Annotated in this window: 18 protein-coding genes and 1 pseudogene; 10 read left to right on the top strand and 9 right to left on the bottom strand. The window is 68.8% G+C overall.

Going from position 1 to position 19,764, the window contains the following annotated elements:
• Positions 1-2 precede the first annotated feature (2 nt).
• Entirely contained in the window at positions 3-3,515 is a 3,513-nt protein-coding gene (locus ABD292_RS25280) for a WGR and DUF4132 domain-containing protein (protein ID WP_344211321.1), read from the bottom strand.
• 186 nt (positions 3,516-3,701) lie between these two features.
• Here ABD292_RS25280 and ABD292_RS25275 point away from each other — a divergent pair, with 186 nt between their 5' ends.
• Positions 3,702-4,259 (top strand): hypothetical protein, encoded by a 558-nt coding sequence (locus ABD292_RS25275; protein ID WP_344211319.1) that lies wholly within the window; start codon positions 3,702-3,704, stop codon positions 4,257-4,259.
• A gap of 10 nt (positions 4,260-4,269) precedes the next feature.
• On the opposite strand, the gene ABD292_RS25270 is transcribed toward ABD292_RS25275, so the two are convergent.
• Positions 4,270-5,331, bottom strand: a complete 1,062-nt coding sequence (locus ABD292_RS25270; protein ID WP_344211317.1) for a GlxA family transcriptional regulator — start codon at positions 5,329-5,331, stop codon at positions 4,270-4,272.
• A 43-nt stretch (positions 5,332-5,374) separates the two neighbouring features.
• Positions 5,375-6,124, bottom strand: coding sequence for an SDR family NAD(P)-dependent oxidoreductase (locus ABD292_RS25265; protein ID WP_344211315.1), 750 nt, complete (start codon positions 6,122-6,124; stop codon positions 5,375-5,377).
• A gap of 127 nt (positions 6,125-6,251) precedes the next feature.
• Between ABD292_RS25265 and ABD292_RS25260 the strand changes: the two genes are divergently transcribed.
• The 3 genes from ABD292_RS25260 (at position 6,252) to ABD292_RS25250 (ending at position 9,320) form a co-directional block, all read left to right on the top strand.
• Positions 6,252-6,686, top strand: a complete 435-nt coding sequence (locus ABD292_RS25260; RefSeq protein WP_344211313.1) for an Rrf2 family transcriptional regulator — start codon at positions 6,252-6,254, stop codon at positions 6,684-6,686.
• Between the two features lie 195 nt (positions 6,687-6,881).
• Positions 6,882-8,564: an acyltransferase family protein gene (locus ABD292_RS25255; protein WP_344211311.1), complete on the top strand. Its 1,683-nt coding sequence runs from the start codon at positions 6,882-6,884 to the stop codon at positions 8,562-8,564.
• A gap of 150 nt (positions 8,565-8,714) precedes the next feature.
• Complete coding sequence (locus ABD292_RS25250) at positions 8,715-9,320, top strand: hypothetical protein (protein ID WP_344211309.1); 606 nt, start codon at positions 8,715-8,717, stop codon at positions 9,318-9,320.
• Positions 9,321-9,824: 504 nt separating this feature from the next.
• Here the strand turns inward: ABD292_RS25250 and ABD292_RS25245 are convergent.
• Both ABD292_RS25245 and ABD292_RS25240 read right to left on the bottom strand, forming a co-directional pair.
• Positions 9,825-10,256: a BP74-related protein gene (locus ABD292_RS25245; protein ID WP_344211307.1), complete on the bottom strand. Its 432-nt coding sequence runs from the start codon at positions 10,254-10,256 to the stop codon at positions 9,825-9,827.
• Positions 10,257-10,359: 103 nt separating this feature from the next.
• Positions 10,360-11,352 carry a fructosamine kinase family protein gene (locus ABD292_RS25240; protein WP_344211305.1) on the bottom strand — a complete coding sequence of 331 codons (993 nt, stop codon included), beginning with the start codon at positions 11,350-11,352 and terminating at the stop codon, positions 10,360-10,362.
• Between the two features lie 295 nt (positions 11,353-11,647).
• On the opposite strand from ABD292_RS25240, the gene ABD292_RS25235 reads away from it, so the two are divergent.
• The 3 genes from ABD292_RS25235 to ABD292_RS25225 are packed head-to-tail and all read left to right on the top strand — an operon-like array spanning position 11,648 to position 12,692.
• Positions 11,648-11,917 (top strand): hypothetical protein, encoded by a 270-nt coding sequence (locus ABD292_RS25235; RefSeq protein WP_344211303.1) that lies wholly within the window; start codon positions 11,648-11,650, stop codon positions 11,915-11,917.
• Positions 11,918-11,924: 7 nt separating this feature from the next.
• On the top strand, positions 11,925-12,275 hold the full coding sequence (locus ABD292_RS25230; RefSeq protein WP_344211301.1) for a hypothetical protein: 351 nt from the start codon (positions 11,925-11,927) through the stop codon (positions 12,273-12,275).
• Positions 12,276-12,278: 3 nt separating this feature from the next.
• Positions 12,279-12,692 (top strand): DUF4279 domain-containing protein, encoded by a 414-nt coding sequence (locus tag ABD292_RS25225; protein WP_344211299.1) that lies wholly within the window; start codon positions 12,279-12,281, stop codon positions 12,690-12,692.
• On the opposite strand, the gene ABD292_RS25220 is transcribed toward ABD292_RS25225, so the two are convergent.
• Both ABD292_RS25220 and ABD292_RS25215 read right to left on the bottom strand, forming a co-directional pair.
• Positions 12,673-13,272, bottom strand: a complete 600-nt coding sequence (locus ABD292_RS25220) for a hypothetical protein (protein WP_344211297.1) — start codon at positions 13,270-13,272, stop codon at positions 12,673-12,675. The genes ABD292_RS25225 and ABD292_RS25220 overlap by 20 nt on opposite strands.
• Before the next feature lie 565 nt (positions 13,273-13,837).
• The gene (locus ABD292_RS25215) at positions 13,838-14,716 is read right to left on the bottom strand and encodes a DUF4190 domain-containing protein (RefSeq protein ID WP_344211295.1); all 879 of its coding nucleotides are present in this window, start codon (positions 14,714-14,716) and stop codon (positions 13,838-13,840) included.
• A gap of 902 nt (positions 14,717-15,618) precedes the next feature.
• On the opposite strand from ABD292_RS25215, the gene ABD292_RS25210 reads away from it, so the two are divergent.
• On the top strand, positions 15,619-16,842 hold the full coding sequence (locus ABD292_RS25210) for an oxygenase MpaB family protein (RefSeq protein WP_344211293.1): 1,224 nt from the start codon (positions 15,619-15,621) through the stop codon (positions 16,840-16,842).
• 98 nt (positions 16,843-16,940) lie between these two features.
• Positions 16,941-17,204 (top strand): hypothetical protein, encoded by a 264-nt coding sequence (locus ABD292_RS25205; RefSeq protein ID WP_344211291.1) that lies wholly within the window; start codon positions 16,941-16,943, stop codon positions 17,202-17,204.
• 2 nt (positions 17,205-17,206) lie between these two features.
• Here the strand turns inward: ABD292_RS25205 and ABD292_RS25200 are convergent, their stop codons facing one another.
• Entirely contained in the window at positions 17,207-18,112 is a 906-nt protein-coding gene (locus tag ABD292_RS25200; protein WP_344211289.1) for a helix-turn-helix domain-containing protein, read from the bottom strand.
• 158 nt (positions 18,113-18,270) lie between these two features.
• Between ABD292_RS25200 and ABD292_RS25195 the strand changes: the two genes are divergently transcribed.
• Complete coding sequence (locus ABD292_RS25195) at positions 18,271-18,468, top strand: hypothetical protein (RefSeq protein ID WP_344211287.1); 198 nt, start codon at positions 18,271-18,273, stop codon at positions 18,466-18,468.
• Between the two features lie 74 nt (positions 18,469-18,542).
• Here the strand turns inward: ABD292_RS25195 and ABD292_RS25190 are convergent.
• A pseudogene (locus ABD292_RS25190) lies at positions 18,543-19,165 on the bottom strand (transposase family protein); the annotation flags it as partial.
• Positions 19,166-19,764 lie beyond the last annotated feature (599 nt).

The following is a 19,764-nucleotide window of genomic DNA, read 5'->3' as shown; positions in this document are numbered from 1 at the left end:
GTTCATCGGGTGATGTCTCTCAGGTCGCGCAGGATCTCGGAGGTGGTGATCGGGTCGAGGCCGTCCAGCCCGAGCTCCACCAGGGTCTGCTCGTCGGCGAAGTCGAGGTAGCCGATCGAGATGCCCGGATCGAGGCCGATCGTGATGGTTCTGCCGCCGGGTACGTCCCGCTCGATCCAGCCCTGCCAGCCGGCGTCCTGGGGCGCGCCGCGCCGCCAGCCGCGCCGCTCCAGGCCGATCACCGCGCGGGTGGGGATCTTGGCGGCTTCGATCTCGGCCACCAGCGCCGGATCCAGCTCGTACGTCTCCCTGCCCAACTGCGGGAACGGCTGCAGGATCTCGTAGTCGGCGAACACCTCGGACCAGGCGGCCAGGCCCTCTCCCAGCTCCAGCGGGTGCACCACGCCGACGAGGGCGTCTTCGGGCAACGTCAGCGTGTCGTCCTCGACGTCGGCGAAGCTGCGGTCCTCGGCCACCCGCAGGGTGCCCGTGAGCTGGCCCGACGGGTCGTACAGCCCCCATACGAGCCGCCGTACGATGTGCCAGAGCAGCGGGTGGCCGACCAGCAGCCGGCCGAAGTCGCCGGCGCTCCAGCGACGCCGGTTCACCATGGCCTGCTCCAGCCGGTGGATGGCGTCCCCTGCCACGGAGCGCACGTCCTTCTTCAGCCCGGCGAAGCGCCGGTGGGCGGCGGGCGCGAGCTCCGGGTCGTCGTTGGCGCCCGGCTTGGGCAGGTTCTTCAGCCGCTTGCCCGAGGCGTCGGCCACGTACGGCTTGAGCTGCTCGTCGAAGCCCACCACGAACTGCCTGCGGCCGTAGTCGAGGGTCAGGCTGCCGTCGGCGGACAGGCCGAAGTCGGGCACCAGCCGGTCGGCCAGCTCCTGCGGCGTCAGGCCGAGCTCGGCGGCGACCTCGTCCATCTTGAGCTTGGCCTGGTTCTTCAGCCCGCTGAACTTGCTCTTCTCGGCGATGCCGTGCAGGTGCATCAGCGCGACCTCGGAGCCGATGGAGGCCAGCAGGTCCAGGCCGGTGACCGCGCGCGCGTGCCCGCCCTCACCAGGCCAGGTCCTGATGAGCGGGGTCAGCCGCCGTACGGTCTCGTCGTCGCCGAGCAGCGCCTGCGTGTCCATCACCCAGTTCTGCTTGGACGGGTAGCCGGCCGCCTGCCAGCACTGGAACAGCGCCCAGGCGAAGTCGGCGAGGCTGCGGCCGTCGCAGGTCTCCTTGACCACGGCGAGCCCGGCGTACGGGTTGCCGGGTTTGGAGATCGCCAGCATCGTCATCACGTGGCGTACCGCCTCGGGAGGCAGCGCGCCCGCGCCGCCGCGCAGGTGGATCGGGGTCGTGATCGCGACCTCCGTCCACTCGGGCAGCACGGGCATCTTGGCGGGCAGCGCGTCGAGCGGGTCGGCCACCAGCAGGTCGGCGATCGCGGCCTCGGCGGCGGGGCCGTACCCTGCGGCGGCCTCGGCCACGGTGTCGCGGTGGCCGCCCGCGACCAGCGCCGCCAGCGCCTGCTCGGCCCGGAGCCTGGCCACGCCGGGCTTGCCGAGAGCCGCCGGGATCAGTGCCCTGGCGGCCGCTCCGGGGTGGCGGTGCAGCCAGGCCAGGGCGGTGGCGCGTACGGACTTCAGCCGGGCCAGCCACTCGGCCATCAGCACGGCGACCTCCGGCGCCGCGTACGGCAGCAGCGACGTGGCGACCGAGCCGGGGGCGCGCCGGGCGCTGTCGAGCACCATGGGCAGCGCCGCCGCCCCGAACCTGGCCACCACACTCGGCATCCAGTCGCCCGCCCCCCACAGGTCGCGAGGGCGCCACTTCCCGAGCAGCGGCGCGGCCAGTTCCTCGGGCCCGGCGACGAACAGGGCGATCTCTTCACGCCAGTGGCCGTTCTGGCCCTTGGCGATCCCGCGGGCGATGTCCTCCCAGCTCCGGCCCCAGGTCCGATCCCATGAACCTTCACCCGCCCGTGGCGAACGCCAGTTGTCCTGCTCGCCCGGCGCCCACACGAGGGCCGGTTCGTCGGTGCACGCCAGGCCGTTCACCACGACCACCTTGCGTGCCTTGCGCGGGCGGGTCCAGGGCGGGCTGGCCAGCACCGCGGGCAGGGCCTCCGGCGGAGCGGCGGCGACGGTCCCAACGGCCACGATCTTGTTGACGCGCTCGGCGGCGGCGTCGCCGAGGCTCGCGAGCACCTCGTCCACCAGGTCGGGATGGGCCGCCACATGGGCGCGCAGCAGCAGGTCCACGACCTTGCCGCCGGACTCGGCCAGCATCCGCATCGCGCGGCGGGGGAAGCGGGAGGCCGCGCGCAGGAAGGCCGGCTGGGTGTACTTCTGCTCGATCCGGTCGAGGAGTGCCCGCATCGCCGTGTCGTACGGCAGGTCGGCGAGCACGCTCAGCAGCCGCTTCCGGCTGTCCGCGCCGTAGGCGTGGTCCACCCAGACGGCCAGCAGCGGCACGGCCGCCTCGCCCATGCCGTCGACGACCGTGGCGGGCAGGGCGAAGGAGTCCCCTATGTAGTGACCGCGCGCATGGTCCGTGATCAGCTCGGCGTGCTCCGGCGTGCTGATGGCGGCGATCAGGCGGTAGGCGAGAGCCGGGAGGTTCTGGCTCACCTCGGCGCAGTCGGCCGTGACCCAGCCGGTCTCGGCAGGCGCCAGGTGGGAGGCCGCCACGCGGTGGTGGAGCCCGCCCTCGCGGCTCACCGCGAGCGCGGCGACGACCTCGGCGTACTCGGCGTCGGACGCGGCGGCCAGCACGGCGCGGACCCGGGCGTCGATCTGCTGAGTGGAGGTCCAGCCGTACAACTGGTTGGGGGCCTCGCCGTCGGCCAGCTGCCGGATCGTCCAGGTGCCGCCCCCGTCGTGGACGTGATCCAGCGAGGCCAGCTCGGTCACGGCCACCGCCGCGAACACCAGGCCGCGTTCGGTCAGCCAGGTCTCCGCGAACAGGGACAGCATCTCGCGCTCGGCCCACGACAGGGACACGGCCACCGCCTTGGCGACCACCGCGGCGCCCAGCGGTGTGCCGGCGGGATCCCCCGCCAGGTACGCCGCACCCGCGGACGCGAGCTCAGGATCCGGGCACTTCGCCACCATCTCGGCGAGCACCTTCCGGCGTTTGTCCAGCTCGGCGGCCAGTTTCTCGGGCGCGCCGGCGTCCGGCCGCTTCACGGAGACCTTCGCTCCGCCCCGCCGGGGGTGGAGAGCGCGCAACCAGGCGGCCGGCATCGTCAGCCGGTCCTCGTCGTCCACGCTGCCGGCGCCTGCGGCCGAAGCCACCTGCGGCGCGGAGACCGTTTCGTCCTCCGTGTAGCCCTTGCGCAACTTCTCGGCCACCAGCTTGTCCGCGGCCGCCGTGGCGGCGGCGGCCGAGCCGAACGACTTGACCTGCGTCTGACCGGCCGCGTCCAGCCGCCCGTACCGGATGTGCAGCTCCGCGCCGTCCTGGCGAACCGCCCAGAACTTGGCCGTACCCCCGCCGACGAACGTCAGCGTGCGCTCCACGCTCATGCCGATGCCTCCACCCTGCATCCTCTTGATCGACAGCGGCGAGTATGGCGAGAACGACCGACAAAGTCGGGCGGAAGGTCAGCCGGGTGGCCTGACAATGCGTACGACTCCACGCTTCCGGCCATCAATTCCACATGTCTGGTCATTCTGTTCACGGCCGTGTCGCGCTCTCGTACTGTCCCCGTCATGAGCGCCCCTTCGTCGACGGCCGGCCGCCGGCACGTCGTCCTGCATCGCTGGCCCACCGCACTGGGACTGGCGGTCGCCATCCTCTCCCTGGTGACCGGCAGCAACCAGGAGTCCCTGGCCATCACCCTGGCCGTCGCGGCCACGTGCTATCTCGCCGCAGCGGCGCTGGGCGAACCCTGGACCGTGTGGCCGGCCGCCCTCGGCGTCAGCCTGGTCGTCGTCGTCAGCGAGCTGATCGGGATAGCTTGGTGGGCCGGTCTCGGCGGCACGGCCGTCGTCCTCGTCGTCGTCGGCCTTGCCCTGCGGGTGTCACGGTCCGCGCTCCTCGCCCAGGCCCTCGCCGTGGTCGGGTTCGGCGGTGCCGCCGTGATCGCGGTGTTCAGCACACCTCAGGCAGGCGTGGTCGTGGCCGGCCTCGCGCTCGCGAGCCACGCGATCTGGGACGTGATCCACCTCCGGCGCAAGCTGGTCGTGGCGCCGTCGCTGGCCGAAGCCTGCATCTCCCTCGACGTGCCTCTGGGCCTCGGGCTCATCGTTCTCGGGTTCGTCGGCTGACCGCCGGTCGTCACGGTGCGGTTCTCTGACCGGCGAGCCGGAAGCGGTGCCGGTAGGCCGACGGCGGGACGCCGAGCACGCGCAGGAACGCCCGCCGCATCGTCTCGCCCGAGCCGAAGCCGCAGGCGCGGGCGACGTCCGGCACCGTGTCCTCGCCGGACTCCAGGAGGGCCTGCGCGGCTTCGACCCGGAGGCGTTCGACGAACTGGCCGCACGTCATCGCGAGCTCGCGACGGAACAGACGGCTCAGGTGGCGCTCGCTGACCGCGAGCGCGGCGGCCATCGTGGTGAGGCGATGGTCGCCGGACGGGTGAGCGGCCACGAGGTCCAGCGCCCGACGCAGGGTCGCGGAGCGCGGACCGGCCACGGCGTCGCGGTCACGGAACTGCGACTGGCCGCCAGGACGTTGCAGGAACACGACCAGGTACTTCGCGACCGCACGGGCCCGTTCCTCGCCCCGGTCCTCGCCGACGAGCGCGAGGGCGACGTCGATCCCTGCGGTCACCCCCGCCGAGGTGACGATCGGACCGTCCCGCACGTAGATGGCGTCAGGTTCTACGCGCACCTCGGGAAACGTCTCCGCCAACGCCGCGCAGGCCTCCCAGTGCGTCGTGGCCCGCCGACCATCGAGCAGCCCCGCTCGTGCCAGGAGGAACGCGCCCGTGCACACCGAGACCACCCGCCGGGCGCCGGCCGCCACCCGCCGCACGGCGTCCACCAGTTCAGGGGCAACGCCGGCGTACTCGTCCCGCGGGTATCCCGGCACCACCAGGGTGTCCACGTCGCCGTCCAACTCGGACAGCGCGAGGTCGACGCTCAGCGAGATGCCGACGTCGGCGCGAACGGGCCGCCCGTCCACCGAGGCCAGCCGGACCCGGTATCCACCGGCGCTGTCGAACACCTGCAGAGGTCCGGCCACGTCGAGCAGCAGAACACCGTCGGACACGGCGAAGACGAGGTCACCGGTCGCGCTCATCGCCCTCTCCGGGGCCGTCGAGTCCTCCGGCTTCTTGCGCGCCACCGCGGCGTCCTCCAGGTCGATCTCCGTCGATGCCTGGATCACAGTACTCATCAGGCGTGTGTCCCAGCGCTGAAGGCGGCCACATCCGGGATGCTCAGGCGTTGTAGCCGCCGTGGGCGTCCAGTACGGCGCCCGTGACGTACGACGCCGCGGGGCTCGCCAGGAAGGCGATCGCCGCGGCGATCTCGTCGGGGTGGCCCAAGCGCTGCAGGGACAGCGAGCCGAGCAGGGCCTTGAGAGTCTCGGGGTCCGGCGGCTCCATGCCGCCCGTCATCAGCCCGGCTTCCACGACGTTGGCGGTGATGGCTCGGGGGCCGAGGTCGCGGGCGGCGCCCATGGTGTACCGCTCGATCCCTGCTTTGGTCGCGGCGTAGTCGGCCACGCCCGGGACGCCGGCTCGAGTGCCGAGCCCGGAGCTCACCGTGATGATGCGGCCGCCCTCGCGCAGCACCCGGGAGGCGGCCCGGATGATGGCGATCACGCCGAGGTAGTTGGTGGCGTGCATGCGGTCCAGCGCGGCGGTGTCGGCATGCGGGTCGTCCACCGTGGCGTTGACCGAGATCGCCGCGTTGTTGACGAGGATGTCCAGGCCGCCGAAGTGCGCGACCACGTCGTCGATCAGGGCCGGCGCCTGGCGCGTGTCCGCCTGGTCGGACTTGAACGCGACGACCTTCGCTCCCTTGCCGCGCACCTCGTCGACGACGGCCTGCGCCTGCTTGTCGGAGCTGACGTAGGTGAACGCGACGTCGGCGCCCTGTTCGGCAAGCAGCCGTACGGTCGCGGCTCCCAGCCCGCGGGCCCCTCCGGTGACCAGGGCGACCTTGCCCGTCAGTGGCTTGTTCATTCTTCTCACCTCACTGGTTGTCCATCTCGACTGACGTAACAGTAGTAGTTACGACATCCTGTCGCAACCATATGTGTTACGACAGACGTGTCGTAACATCGAGAGTTGCGACCGAGAGGACGAGTGCATGAGCGCCAACAGCAGGTTGACCATCGCCGCCCATGCGTTGGCCTGGATCGGCCTCTACCAGCGCCAGGGCCATGAGATCGCCACCTCCGAGCAGATCGCGTCCAGCGTGAACACCAATCCCGTGGTGATCCGGCGGCTGCTCGGCGACCTGCGCAGGGCGGGGCTGGTGGAGTCCCGGCGTGGAGTGGGTGCGGGCTGGTCGCTGGCGCGCGACCTGGAGTCGATGACGCTGCTCGATGTGTACGAAGCGGTGGAACCCGGCCCGCTGTTCGCCCTCCACCGCGCCACCCCGGACCAGGAATGCGTGGTGGGTTACGGCATCCAGCCGGCGATGCAGCGCATCTACGACGGCATCGAGGAGACCCTCCGGCGCGAGCTGGCCCGCGTCACGCTGAAGGACGTGCTCCAGGACGTCCTCGCAGCACCTCGCTAGGGCGGTCCTGCGCCGGGTCGCCTCGGCCCGGTCCTCCATCGAGCGGACCGCGCCGACAGGGCTTCCACGACGGACGACGGACGGATCGTTCCATCCGAGATTAGAAACCGCAGGTGAGGGGGACGGGGCCACCATCGCCTCCGCTCCGGTGGCGAAGTGTCGCGCGATGATCCACGGTGAGCGAGGGTTGCAGTCATGCGGGGGCCGGCGGCGATGGTGCGCGACCTGGCGGCGCGTACGCCGGAAAGTCGTGAGCGCAGCGTCGACATGTGGCGCGCGCTGGCCATCTGCCTGGTGGTGTTCGGGCACTGGTTCGTCGTCGCCGTGACCTACCGGGACGGCAGGCTGTCCGGGTACAACGCGCTGGACACCCTGCGCTGGCTGGACCCGGTCACCTGGCTGTTCCAGGTGATGCCGATCTTCTTCCTGGTCGGTGGCTACGCCGGCAGCGCCTCAATGGCCTCGCACCGCGCCTCCGGAGGCGACGGCATCGGCTGGGTGCTGAGACGGACCGACCGGCTGCTGCGGCCGACGACTGCGCTGTTCGTGGTGCTGCCGCTGGTATCGGTGGCGGCAACGGTGGCCGGGGTGGGCAGCGAGCTGCTCGGCCATGCGGCGTGGCTTGCCTCCATCCCGCTGTGGTTCCTGCTGGCGTACCTCGTCCTGGCGGTGCTCACGCCGTGGCTGCACGCGCTGCACCGCCGCGCGGGGCTTGCCGCCCCGCTGGCGACGGTGGTCATCGTCGCCGTCGCCGACCCGCTGCGGAGGGGCCTGCATGTGCCGGTCGTCGGTCAGAGCACCTACCTGTTCGCCTGGATGGCGATCTACCAGCTCGGCTTCTGCTGGCGGGACGGGCTCCTGCGGCTGAGCCGCGGCAAGGCGCTCGCGGTCATGGCCGGCGGCCTGGTCGCCCTGATCGGACTGACCGTGGTGGGCCCGTACCCGGTCGCCATGGTCGGGTACAACACGGCTCCGCCGACCCTGGCACTGATGGCGCTCGCGGCCACGCAGCTCGGACTGGTCCTGGCCCTTGCGCCCGCGGCCAACCGATGGCTTCGCCGGACCGGCCCGTGGAGTGTGGTGATCGCGGTCAACGCGGTCATCCTGACCGTGTTCCTCTGGCATATGACAGCGGCGGCGGTCGCGGGCGCTCTGCTGTTCCCGACCGGTGTACTGCGGCAGCCCCCGCCGCACTCCACGGCGTGGCTGCTGTGGCGGGTGCCGTGGACAGCGGCTTGTGCCCTCGTCCTCGTCGTCCTGGTCGCCCTGTTCGCACGGATCGAGCTGCGCCGGTCGGTGCTGCGTTCCGCCGAGCAGCGCGGTCCGTGGCGGGATGGTGCGACTGTGCTCGGCCTGGCCGCTGTGCTGGCCGGGCTGCTCTTCGTCGCCTTCTCCGGCCCCGGCTACCACGGGCCGACCGGGCTGCCATGGGCCGGGGTGCTCTCGTACCTGTGCGGCGCCGCTGTGCTGCGCGTGGTACGAACCCGGCCCGTCCTGCGGGGCTCCGGTCGCTTATCGCCGCGCCAGGACTACGGAGTGGTGCTTCCCGGCATGGTGTCGTCGTCATCGCCGGCCGGCTGGTCGCCGAGCCGCCTGCGTACGGGCTCGTTCTCGGTGGGGGCGAGGTTGTCCGACGAGGAGGCGGCTGCGGGGTCGGTGCCTGGATCGCGGGGCCCGGAGTCGAAGAGCGACTCCAGGGGGCCAGGCGGGATGGAGGGCTTGAAGGGCGGGGTCCAGGCGGCGGTCGCCTCAGGGTCCGTGCCGGAGCCGGTCCCGGGCTGCTCCGGGTCGTGCGGCGCGCTCGGTTTGGCACTGTCCTGTTCGTCGAGGGCGGTGACGGCCTCGAGGGCTTCGAGGAGTTGCCGCGTCCACGGGTAGTCCTCGTCGGGCTTGGCGAAGACGTGCTGGGGGACCGGAGCTACGGGGACGGGCTCGACGGGTACGGCGGTGGCCGGGCGGGTCCGGCGGGACCTGACCACGAGCACCGCGAGCACGGCCAGCAGGGCGACCACGAGCACCACGGCCGAGGTGACCAGTGTCGCTGAGGAGGAGCCCGCCTGCTCGGTGGACACCGCGGCGTTGAAGTGTGCGGGGACGGTGGTGGAAGCCGTGGCGCTGGGGGCCGGCGGTGGGGCGTTGGAGCCCTCGTCGGCCACGGCCTCCGGCGTGGAGGCCGGCGAGGTCGAAGGTGCCGTCGCCGCCGCTGAAGTGGAGGTGACGGCCGGTTCGGCTTCGCTGGTGGGCGTGGGGGTGGCCGACGGGGACTCGGAGGTGGAAGGCGTGGGGGAGGACGAATCCGACGTCGTGGGGGTGGGGGAGGACGACTCCGACGTCGTGGGAGTCGGGGTCGGTGACGGGGTCGCGGTGAAGGTCGGTGTGCCCGAAGTGGGCTGCGGGATCAGCGTGGGGGCAGGGCCGCCTGACGTTGAGGTAGGCGTTGCCGTTGGTGTGCCGGACGGCGGTGTGCTCTCGTGCGGTGGCGTGCTCTCGTGCGGTGGCGTGCTCTCGTGCGGCAGCGTGTCGTCGGAGGCGTGGGTCGGCTCTGGTGCAGGACGGGTTGCCACGGATGACGAGCCGGCACCCTCATGGTGGGAGCCGCCTTGGGGGGATCCGTTCTGGTACATGCCGTTCTGACCCGTGCTGTCCCGGTCGGGGCCCGAGGGGGTGTCCGGCCTCTCCGGAGAGTCGTGGCCCAGCTCTTGGGAGGCCGTGCCCTTCCCATGCGCGCTCTGGTGCGTCGCTTGCGTGTCCTGGCGGCCGTCCGTGTCGGTGCGCGGCCCACCATGAGGTTCGTTCTGGATATCTGAGGTCATGGAAGTGGGGGACCTCCCGGACGAGTCCGGATTTAACCCATATAGATCCCTGACAATGATGATGACAAGTGATTTATGGGGACAAACCGGAAGCCTGTGGGTAGCGCGAGCGTACCGGATGTTCCCGCAGGTCAAGCGCTCCGGAAGGCGTGATCGACAGCTCTGGTCGGGGGTGCAGCCCCGGCAAAAGAGGCGCCGACGGCATTCCGTTCGGACGCGAGAGCGTAAAAAGATCTACCAAAGCGCCGGATGGAGCCGCGCCAAGTGATACCAACGGCCCCCGGAGCGGTTTCCGGGGGCCGCGACAGCGGTGTTGACGCCAGGGCTACAGCGCCTGGATCTCGCGGACGATTCTGGAGGTCCACGGGCACCAGACGAGGCCGGGCAGGAACGCTCCGCCGGCCTCGTCCAGGTGGTCTTCGACGTACGGGATGGTCGCGTCACAGACCTCGATCCCGAAGTCGAAGAAGCTGATCGTGTCGGGGTTCAGCTGGTAGCTCCAGCGCGGGTTGTAGGGGGCGGGTCTCTTGACGATGCGTCCGAGGACGTGTGGCTTGTCCGTGGTGGTGCCGCTGATCAGGTCGCGGGCGTGCTGGATCTGGGCGGGGTCGGTCAGCTGGACGACGAAGTTCTCGCGGGTGATGTCGGTCATCACGAAGTAGGCGGGGACCGCCGCCTGGGCGGGTGCGGGGGTGGCGACGCTGAGCGTCGCCAGGGCGGCGAGTACCGCCATGATCTTGGTCAGGACGTGGTGCATGGAGACCCCTCTCGCAACCTGCGACTACTGTGCGTAGTACATCACTACGCAAAGTAATCACGCCAAGATGAGAACGGCCTCTTGCGTCACGGTGACAACGTGGTCACCGACCGGCCGACCAGCAGGTCGTGGTCGGCTTCGGAAGCTCTTCGGACGCTGGATCCGCGGCAGATGTCGTGTGGCGTCTCCTTGACTGATCTCCGGGCCGTCGCCGGAAGGGGGCGAGTGCGGCGCGGACGATGTCGGCGGCGCCCCAGTCGGGCTCGAATTGGGCGATCACTGCCAGGTGCTGGCGTAATTGGAGGATCGGCATGCGTTCGCGCCAGTCGCGATCGAGTCCGGTCAGCTCGGCGTACAGGTCGAAGAACACGTGTGACTCGGGTGGCGGCGCCGTGGTCCACAGGTGGGCCAGGTCGACCTCGGCCCATGTGTACGACACGGCCGGGTCGATGAGCGCGGGTCGCCCGTCGGGGGTGGCCATGATGTTCTGCGCCCACAGGTCGCCGTGGGTCAGGCACGCGGGCCTGACCGGCAGGAGCTCGGGCAGCCGGTCGCACAGCCGCTCGAGTGCCGCTCGGTCCGCGGCGTCGAGCGCCTCCCTGACGCGAGGCTCGTCGAGCCAGCGCAGCAGGCGATGCTGGGCGAAGAACTCGTGGCCGTCGTCGTTCCAGGTGTTGACCTGCCGGCGACGGCCCAGCCAGTTGTCTCGGCGCCATCCGAATCGGGGGTGCCGGGTGGTGGTGTGCAGGTGGGCGAGCGCGTGAGCGAACTGCTCCCAGAAGGCCTCGGTCGCCGGCCGGGGTCGCAGTGGGGACAGCACGAGCAGGGCGCGGTCCGCGAGGATGATCTCGGGTGTGGCGGCGCCGCCCGCCTCGCGCAGCACGGTGAGCCCTTCTGCCTCTGCGGCGAAGACGTCACCCGATGGCGGCTCGGTCAACGCCTTGACGAATACCGACGTGCCGTCACCGCGGCGCGCGAGCCCCGCGGTCGCGGCGAGGCCTCCGGTGACCGGCTCGACCGCGACGACGTCGGTCAGACCGGCCGCGTGCAGGCGTTCGAGCAAGAAGGACGTGGTTGATTCCGGCGCGGTGGACATGAGGTCATCTTGCCTGGTTCGTGGCGCCCATCACCAAGAAGTCGTGTTCGGCCTGGCGTCGACCCATTGGTGAATGTCGAAGGATCGTTTCGAGCGACCTGCGCTCTGCACGACTGACTGGGGTGCGTCAATGTGGCCTGACGGGTGACGCCATCGCCGCTTCAAAAACTGGCTGAGTGCCAAGGACCGGCTGAAGTTGGCCTCGAAGAAGGTGCGGAGGCCACCGCCGCGCTCGGCCGCGCCTGTTCACGGCCTAAACGGGCGAACAGCTTCGTGCCCGGCACCCATGTGGGTGATGGCTGACGGAAGCACCAAGCCGATCGAAAAGGTCCGGGTGGGCGATGAGGTGCTGGCGGCCGATCCCCGGACCGGTGAACGCGGCGTCAGACGAGTCCAGGCCGTCATCGTGGGTGACGGCGCCAAGAACCTGGTCAAGGTCTCGGTCGACACCGACGGTGACCTGAGCACGGTCGAGGGCACCGTCGAGGCCACGGCCGAACTGGCTGCTCACCAGCGGCCAGACCCGCGTCAGGGTCGCCGGCGTCACCAAGCGCACGGCGGGTGAGCAGCGTGTGCACAACCTCACGGTCACCGGTCTGAACAGCTACCACGTCGTCGTGGGCGGGGTGGACGTGCTCGTCCACAACGAGGATGAGCGGCCCGGCGAGGACTGCGCGGCCGCCGAGAGGGCCGCCGAGGAGGCCGCCGAGGAGAGCGTCGACTTCAACAAGGTGAAGGAGCGGCGTCTCGAGCAGGAGTTGCGGGAGCGGTACGATCTCGATCCGCACGAGTTCAAGCGTGAAGAGCTCGGACGTGGCGCCAAGGTCTCGAGTTTCGACGTCTACAAGGGGTCGGACGGCTACTACTGGCTCATCAGCAAGGACGGCAAGGCCAAGATCAAGTCGGCGTACAAGTGGAAGTAGCGCATGTTCAATGTGTACCTGCGCCTGGTCGCCGATGACGGTGACCCGGAATCGGTGACCCAGGCGCTCGGTGTCGCACCCGACGAGTCCACCCGGCACGGCCGCCCGTCCCCTAAGACGGGCAGGCCGTACGGGTTCAGTTCATGGACCCTCGCACTCGGCCGGCAGGTGGGGTCGGACCAGTTGGAGGAGGTGTTCGGCAGGCTGACGGCGTGGGGTGACCGGGGTGCGCGGACGCTGCGCGATCTCGCCGGTGACCGGGGCTGGGAGGCGACGTTGACCGTGGTGCAGGAGTTCCGCGACGCCGAGGAGCCCCGGGAGAAGGGCATCTCGATCGGCGCGGACCTCATCGGCTGGCTGGCGGCGGCGCGGGCCGGTGTCGAGGTCGATCAATACCTCATGCTTTCGCCAGAATGAGCTTCATCGGCACGCGCGACGCTCGCGAGACCGCCGGGCGCAAGGCGTTGCTGCCCAGGAGGCGGGGGAGGATGATGCCCAGCTCGCGTAGCTGGAGCAGATCCTGGTGAAGGACGGACGGCGTCCGAGCCGCCAGACCGGTGCTGGACATCAGCGCGAATCCCCGAGACGCTCGAACCGCCTCTTCAAGGTCAGCGCCAGCGCCGGAGCCGTTCGGAGGACCACCCTGTTTCCCGACCCGCCTCATCATCATCCTCGTCTGGAGGAGCGTCTCCGCACTCTCCTGGGGCTGCACGCGATCGGCGTGGGCCGGGCACTGAACATGGGCATCATCGAATTCGACCCCGCACCGTCGAACACGTTGGCCGACGACAGGTGCAGCGACTTCGCGCTCCACCTCCGATGTCCCTTCCGAATCACCTACCAGAGCCGGGTGATCCTCGGTTCCGCAGACCTCGCCTGGCGCGAAAGCGAAGTCCGCGACACCGGCAGGCCCGACAGCGAACGAACCATGTACGACTTCGCTCAAGCCGCCGGGCTTGGGCAGGTTCTTCAGCCGCTTGCCCGAGGCGTCGGCCACGTACGCGCAGCTGGCTCGGCATCGCGCCCGGCGACGGGAGCCGCGCAAGAGCGTCATCGACGGCGGTCAGTGAATCTCGGGCCATCGGGCAGGTGGAGCGTGAGCGGATCAGCCGCAGCAGGCTTGCCCGGCCTGCCCTCGCACAGACACATTCCGGACGCCTTGTAGACGAGCATCGCATGATGGGTGTTTAGCCTGGTCAAAACGATACGGGCGGCCGGAGCCTTACAAGATGTTCCCGTTCATCAGATGCAGGTGCTCACCCTCGAAACGCTCCCTCACACAGTTGCGGCAAGGTCGATGGGCTTGCCTTTTCTCCCAAGCCGTGAGTCCCTTTCAACTCGACAGCCGCAAAGCCCCCATAAGATGGCTGTGGGGCTTCACCGAGGCCCCTCGGTCGTATTCGCCACTGCCACTGCCACTGCCACTGCCGCTGGCGCACCTCCCGGGTGGACGCGGTGCGCGTGGCCGAGAGGCGGTTGCAGGGGCATTTCATCTCGCGTGACGGCACACCTGTGAGCAAGACCGGCACACCTTAAGACCCGGGTTGGTCGGAAGGCCCGCATCACGCCGGCGAGGCCAACTCGCTGTTTTTGACCAGGTACATGAACGCTCCGTCGGAGCCCTCGGCGCCGAACATGGCGATCACGACGGGCTTCGCCTTCTTCGGAAGGTCGAATACCAGCACCCTGGTGACTTTTTGGCCGGGGTTGATCTCGTCGTACAAGCCCTGGCCCGTCTCCAGATTTTGACTGATCGTCGCGTCCGAGTCCACGTTGTACTGTTTGCTGTCGCTGTCCAGGAGGCCTGAGTCGGTGCCGTCGAACGAGGCAGGGCTGTTGCTGGTGTTCTTCACCAGGACCTGTACGACGACGTAGGAACCCTGAGCTTTGTGGCTGTCGATGGAACTGCTCACGGTCTGCTCACGGCTGACGGACACGACCTTCAACGAGAACGGAGGCTCCTTTGCGACAGCACCCAGCGGGACTGGTTTGCGTGTCTGGCTCTTCGTCGGGCTGGGATCGGCCCCTTCAGGGGACGCGGTGGCGGAGGCGAGCGCCTTGTCGAGCTGTGTTGCCGCGTCGCCCACGGCGCTCACTGTGACAACCAGTCCCCACGTTGCGAGTCCCATGGAGATGAGGCCGAGGATGGCTCCCGACAATGCCAAGCCGCCGTTGGAGGCGGTGCCGCGGCTTGCCCGGGCGCGACCGACGAAACCAAAGATCACCGCTAAAAGGCCGAGGGTGCCGGAGGCGAAGAACAGGATCGGAATCACCCCGGTCAGCACTCCGATGATACCGATGACCAGCGCGGCGATGCCCAATCCGTTGCGCATCTGCTGATGGTAGTAAGGAGGCACCGTTCCGTAGCCGGGAGGCGGTGCACCATGAGCAGAGGGCTGCGCTCTGTTCGGGTCGTACTGCTGCCCGTAGGGATTGGACATGGCGAATCCTCCACGATGAATGAGACGGGACCGTGCCACCGCAGAGTGATTCCATCCCCGTACAGACCCTTTGCGATGCGCTCAGCCGATCGTAATGGCACGGTCCAACGAATAACAGGCTCGCGCAACATGTGCTCTAACCGTTGCTGCGCTCAGCCACGATCAGGCGCAACGTGCAAACGGCCACTACTCCCGACCTATTGCTGAGGAAGGTCTGCTGGACGGAACGCGGAACCGGTCACTCGAGCTTGACCCTGAGGTCAGTACGCGAGACTCTTGCGGGCCACGACGGTCGCCGAATGGTCTTTCTGCCACCGTTTGCCCGTTCGGGGGATATGGGTTGGGCCAGTATCAAGCCCATGCCCGAAAAGATAAATTTACACTAGTGAGGCTTTTCCGACCTGATTGCGCAGGTCGGCAGGGGTGGCGCCGGGGCGGTTTGGCATGAGAAGAAGCTCTCGGTAAGACAGCAGTCGACCAAGAACCGATACCTCTACCGGAGAGCCTCGTTGCTGTCATACCGTGCCGCGACTCCGCTGGCGTGCCCTGCAACGGCGGCGGCAAGGCAGGCAAGTCCTTGGGCCTGTTCTCGGCGTTACGACACCCCGCGCTGCCTGACGGCGCCATGAAGCCGGACAGCACGGATTCCACGCTCACCTTCTGCATCGAGTCTGTCTCAAGAGCGGGTCTTGTGGTGTCCGTAACGACGTGTTCTCATGATGATACACGGACTCAAATTCTGTTTCTTAGTGTCACCCACTTCTCGCCATCGTACGAGAAGGAGGAAGCGGCGTGGGAGAACCTGGCAGGCGCGGCGACGGTGCGTTCCCTGCTGGATGGATCTCCGGCGAGCCGGTCAAGACTGCCCTGAGCGAGACCCCCACCTCGAAGGAGTGCAGGCCATGGCAGAGTTGAGCAGGCGCGACATACTGATCTCAGGCACCGCGCTGGGAGCGCTCGGCGCATTGGGCATCGCCTCACCGGCCCAGGCGAACGCCCTGGCGGACGGCTGGACCTGGCCGGCCAGCGGCTCGGTCGCGGGCTCCGGCAGCGGCGCCGACCCCCGGTGGGTGTGGGACGACGTCGCCGATCCACTTCTCGCCTCGCTGTTCGACCGGGGCGTCATCCCCGAGGTCAACCGGCTCCTGTACGACTGGAACCGCAATGACCAGCCCCTGCCCGCCGGGCTTCCTGAAGACCTCCGGGCCTTCATCGAGCAGGCACGCCGGCTCCCGCCGTGGGCCGACCAGGCCAAGCTCGAGGCCGCGGCCCGCTTCCACGTCCTCAAGGGGAACTACATCGTCGTCCTCACCATCGTCGGCGCCGGCATGCTGGCCACCGCCATTCCCAAGGAGGCCCGCGCGGTCTACTACTCGGCCGGTGGCGCCGACCTGAAGGACCGGGTCGCGAAGACGAACATCCTGGCGTACGCGGTCCGGCCGCAGAACGCCTGGGGTCCCGGCGGCACGGCCGTCGTCGAGGCCGTCAAGACCCGGCTGGTGCACGCGGCCGTACGGCATCTGCTCAAGTCGTCGCCCCACTGGTCCGGCCCCATCCCGATCAGCCAGGAGGACATGCTCGTCACCTGGCACACCCTGGCGACCTTCTCCATGCGCGGCATGCGCGCATGGAAGGTGCGCATCTCCTCCGGGGAGTCCACGGCGTACCTGCACTCGTTGCAACTGCTCGCGCACATGCTCGGCATCAGGGACGAGTTCATCCCCGCCACCTGGGATACCTCCTACGCTCAGTCGGACATCGTCCTGCCCAGGAACATGGGGCCGACGGCGGAGGGCGTGGAGCTCAACAACATCCTGCGGAACATGCTCGCGGAGCTGACCAGCCCGGGCGGCATCGACAAGCCGCTCGTCAACGCGTTCTCCCGCTACCTCACCGGCGACCAGGTGGCCGAGTGGAACGGCATCCCGCGCGAGCCGCTGTGGGACCCGGTCATCAAGACCGCCTGGCCGCTGCTGGTCCAGTTCAGGGAGGGGGTGATCGGGCTGCCGCTGGTGCCGTCCGCCGCTTGGCTCCTCGACGAGATGATCAAGAAGTGGACCACGTACTACCTTACCAAGGGGGCGCAGACCAAGATCGTGATCCCGACCGGCAACCGGCCCGGCTGATCGCGTCCACGCAATGTCGGTGCGGTCGCATTGGTTGCCGGCGGCCGGGATCGCCGTGATTCGGCCAGTGGCCCGGCTGGTGGGCCTCGGTCATCCAGTTGATCGCCGGCACCCTCGTCATTCTCGGCCTCGGCATCCGCGTCGCGGCCTTCATCTGCACGGCAGCATGGCGTACGCCTACTTCGTCGTCCACCAGCCGCAAGCGCTGTTCCCGATGCAGAAACGACGGCGAAAAGACCGCGCTGTTCTGCTGGGGATTCCTGCTCCTCGCCATCCTCGGCTCCGGCCGCTGGGCCCTGTCCGCCCTCCGGGTGCCGGTACGGGAGCTCGCCTGGCCGGAAGCCGCGGAAAACGCGACCTGACCTTAGCGGTCCAGACCGTCGAGCACCGTGTGAATGACTTTCCGGCTGTCCTTCGGGGTGTGGGCGGCCACCGCGAGCCTGTCCAGCTCCGTGTAATAGATATCCACGTCCGCCGCCCTGTCGAGATACAGGGCCCCGGTCAGGTGCTGGATGAACACCAGGTCGGGCAACGACGGCTCCATGAAACGAAGAATGTAAAAAGGGCTGCTCCCCAGCCGGAGGGCGGCGAACGGAAGGATCTGCACGGTCACGTTCGGCAGGTGGGTGACCCGGATGAGGTGCTCCAGCTGAGCACGCATCGTCTCCCGATCGCCCACCTGCCGGAGCAACACCCCTTCGTCCAGGACGAACCACAAGTGCGGGGCGTTCGGCCGCTGGAGCAGTCGTTGTCGCCTCGCCGTGAAGTCGAGCAGCCGCTCCCGCGTGTCCGCGGCGATCTCCCTCGACCCCCAGGTCGGCAGAGCGTCGGCGTACTCCCGCGTCTGCAGCAGCGCGGGGATATGGGCAGTCTCGAAGGTGCGGATGGCGCCGGCCGCCTCCTCCAGGCCGAGATAGGTGTGGAACCAGCTCGGCACGATGTCGGAGTACTGGTGCCACCAGCCGGGGGCGTTCGACTGCCTGGCCATCTCCAGCAACGCCTCGCGCTCGGCCGGATCCGCTAGCCCGTAGAGGGTGAGCAGATCCGTCACGTCCCGCTCTTTGAAGCTGAGGCGGCCGGACTCGAGCCGGCTGATCTTGGACTGGCTCCCCCGGATCAGGTGCGCGGCTTCCTCGGCGGTGATGTTCCGTGCTAGGCGCAACTGGCGCAGCCGCGAGCCGAGCACGATGCGCAACACCGTAGGGCCGCTCAGGGAGGGGCCGTTCGTGCTCGGCGTGGCCCCCGTGTCCTGGCCCGCCGGTTCGCCCATGAACGCTCCCGTCGTCCGTTCGCTTGCACGAGTATCAGCATCCTAAGGGCTCGTGCCGGAAATGCATGATGCATATGCATGGTGATGCACTTGCATATGCACGAGCTTGCGGCCATGATGACCACATCCGCTGCCCCGCCGCGAGAATCGAGGCCATCATGGGTGAACGGCAGAGCGACTCGCAGCCGCCGACCGACCCTGCAGGATCTCAGCCGTTACTGAGTACGCGCGCGCTCCTCATCATCGTCACCGCGGTCCTGGCCGGCGTGACGGTTGCGGTGCAACCGGCGCTCGCCGTTCCCGTCGGCGTCAGCCTGGCTGTGGTGACGTTGCTGGCGAAGATCCTCGGAAACTGAGACCCCGAAGGCCGCGGCCTTCCGCAAAAGGCGCGGGAAGACGATCCCGGTCTCCGGCGAAACGTTGAGCCCTATCATCCTGAGTACCGGCTTTCCTCGATGAGCTTCAGGGCGAGGACGGCCTGCACGATCGGGGTGGCACAGTGCGGGCAGCAGTGCAGGCAGGACAGAATCTTCCAGGTCTTCGACGTGGCGACGACGCGTTCCCCGCAGGAGCGGATGCGGGTGTGTGCGCGGTTGACGAGGGCTGATGGCGCGACAGCGGCGGCCACAGCCGGTGGCCTTTGGGCGGGGTGCGGATGCTGCCTCTCGCGCCTTGATAGCCCTTGTCGGCGAAGGTCTTCACTCCTGCGGTGGTGAGCGCGTCGATCAGGCCGGTGGTGCGGGCGGCGGTCAGGTCGTGCGTGGCTCAGGGCAGTGCGGGTGAGGCCCAGATGAGCTGGTCGGCTGGATCGGCCAGGACCTGCACGTTCACGTCGTAGCGTCGGTGTTTGCCGGAGTAGTAGGGCCGTTCGTCGGCCAGCCGGTCGATCGGGATCAGGGTGCCGTCCAGGATGGTGTAGGCCGGCCGACCGGCGCGTAAGACGGTGGCGTGGACGTCGTCGGCGAGCGTGGCGAGCAGGTCGGCTGCTTCGCGGACGTAGCGCCAGGCGGTGCTGGTGCCGACGTGGAAGCCGGCGGCCAGCCGGGCGTAGGTCAGTCAGGCGGATCAGGGTGCGATTGGACAGCGGAATCGCGGCACGGTAAGACAGCATCGAGGCTCTCCGGTAGAGGCATCGGATCTTGGTCGACTGCTGTCTTACCGGGAGCCTCTTCTCATGCCAACCCGCCCTAGTGTCGTCTCTGCTGACCAGCGCGATCAGGTGGAAAGCCTCAGTATTTGGCACGATCGACGGCTGTGTTGCGCATGAGGGGGCGACCGCAGCGGGTTGTCGGCTGCGCGGATGACTCGGAATTAGGGGCTGACCTGGGGAAATACCTCCAAGATCATCCCTCATATGTCCCCTGATCATGGTCGTACGGCCGCATGTGGGCACGGTTGGCTGCTTGGCGGGGTCTGGAAAGCAAAAGACCTGCGGCTGTAAAACCGCAGGTCAGGCGCCTGAAATGCCGATCTAGGTGAGTGCCCCCGGCAGGATTCGAACCTGCGGCACCCGCTTTAGGAGAGCGAGGGCACTGGCAGCCATTCACGTACTCTGACCTGCTGGAACGCTGTGGTATGCCTATTTTGGCTGCTTGATCATCCCGCACATGTCCCAAACCAACTGACGCAGCTACAGTAACCACGTTGTTTGT

The organism is Nonomuraea bangladeshensis (assembly GCF_039529455.1).
GTDB lineage: Bacteria > Actinomycetota > Actinomycetes > Streptosporangiales > Streptosporangiaceae > Nonomuraea > Nonomuraea bangladeshensis.
The sequence above is the reverse complement of the archived record's forward strand: the minus strand, read 5'-3'. Positions and strand labels throughout refer to the sequence as shown.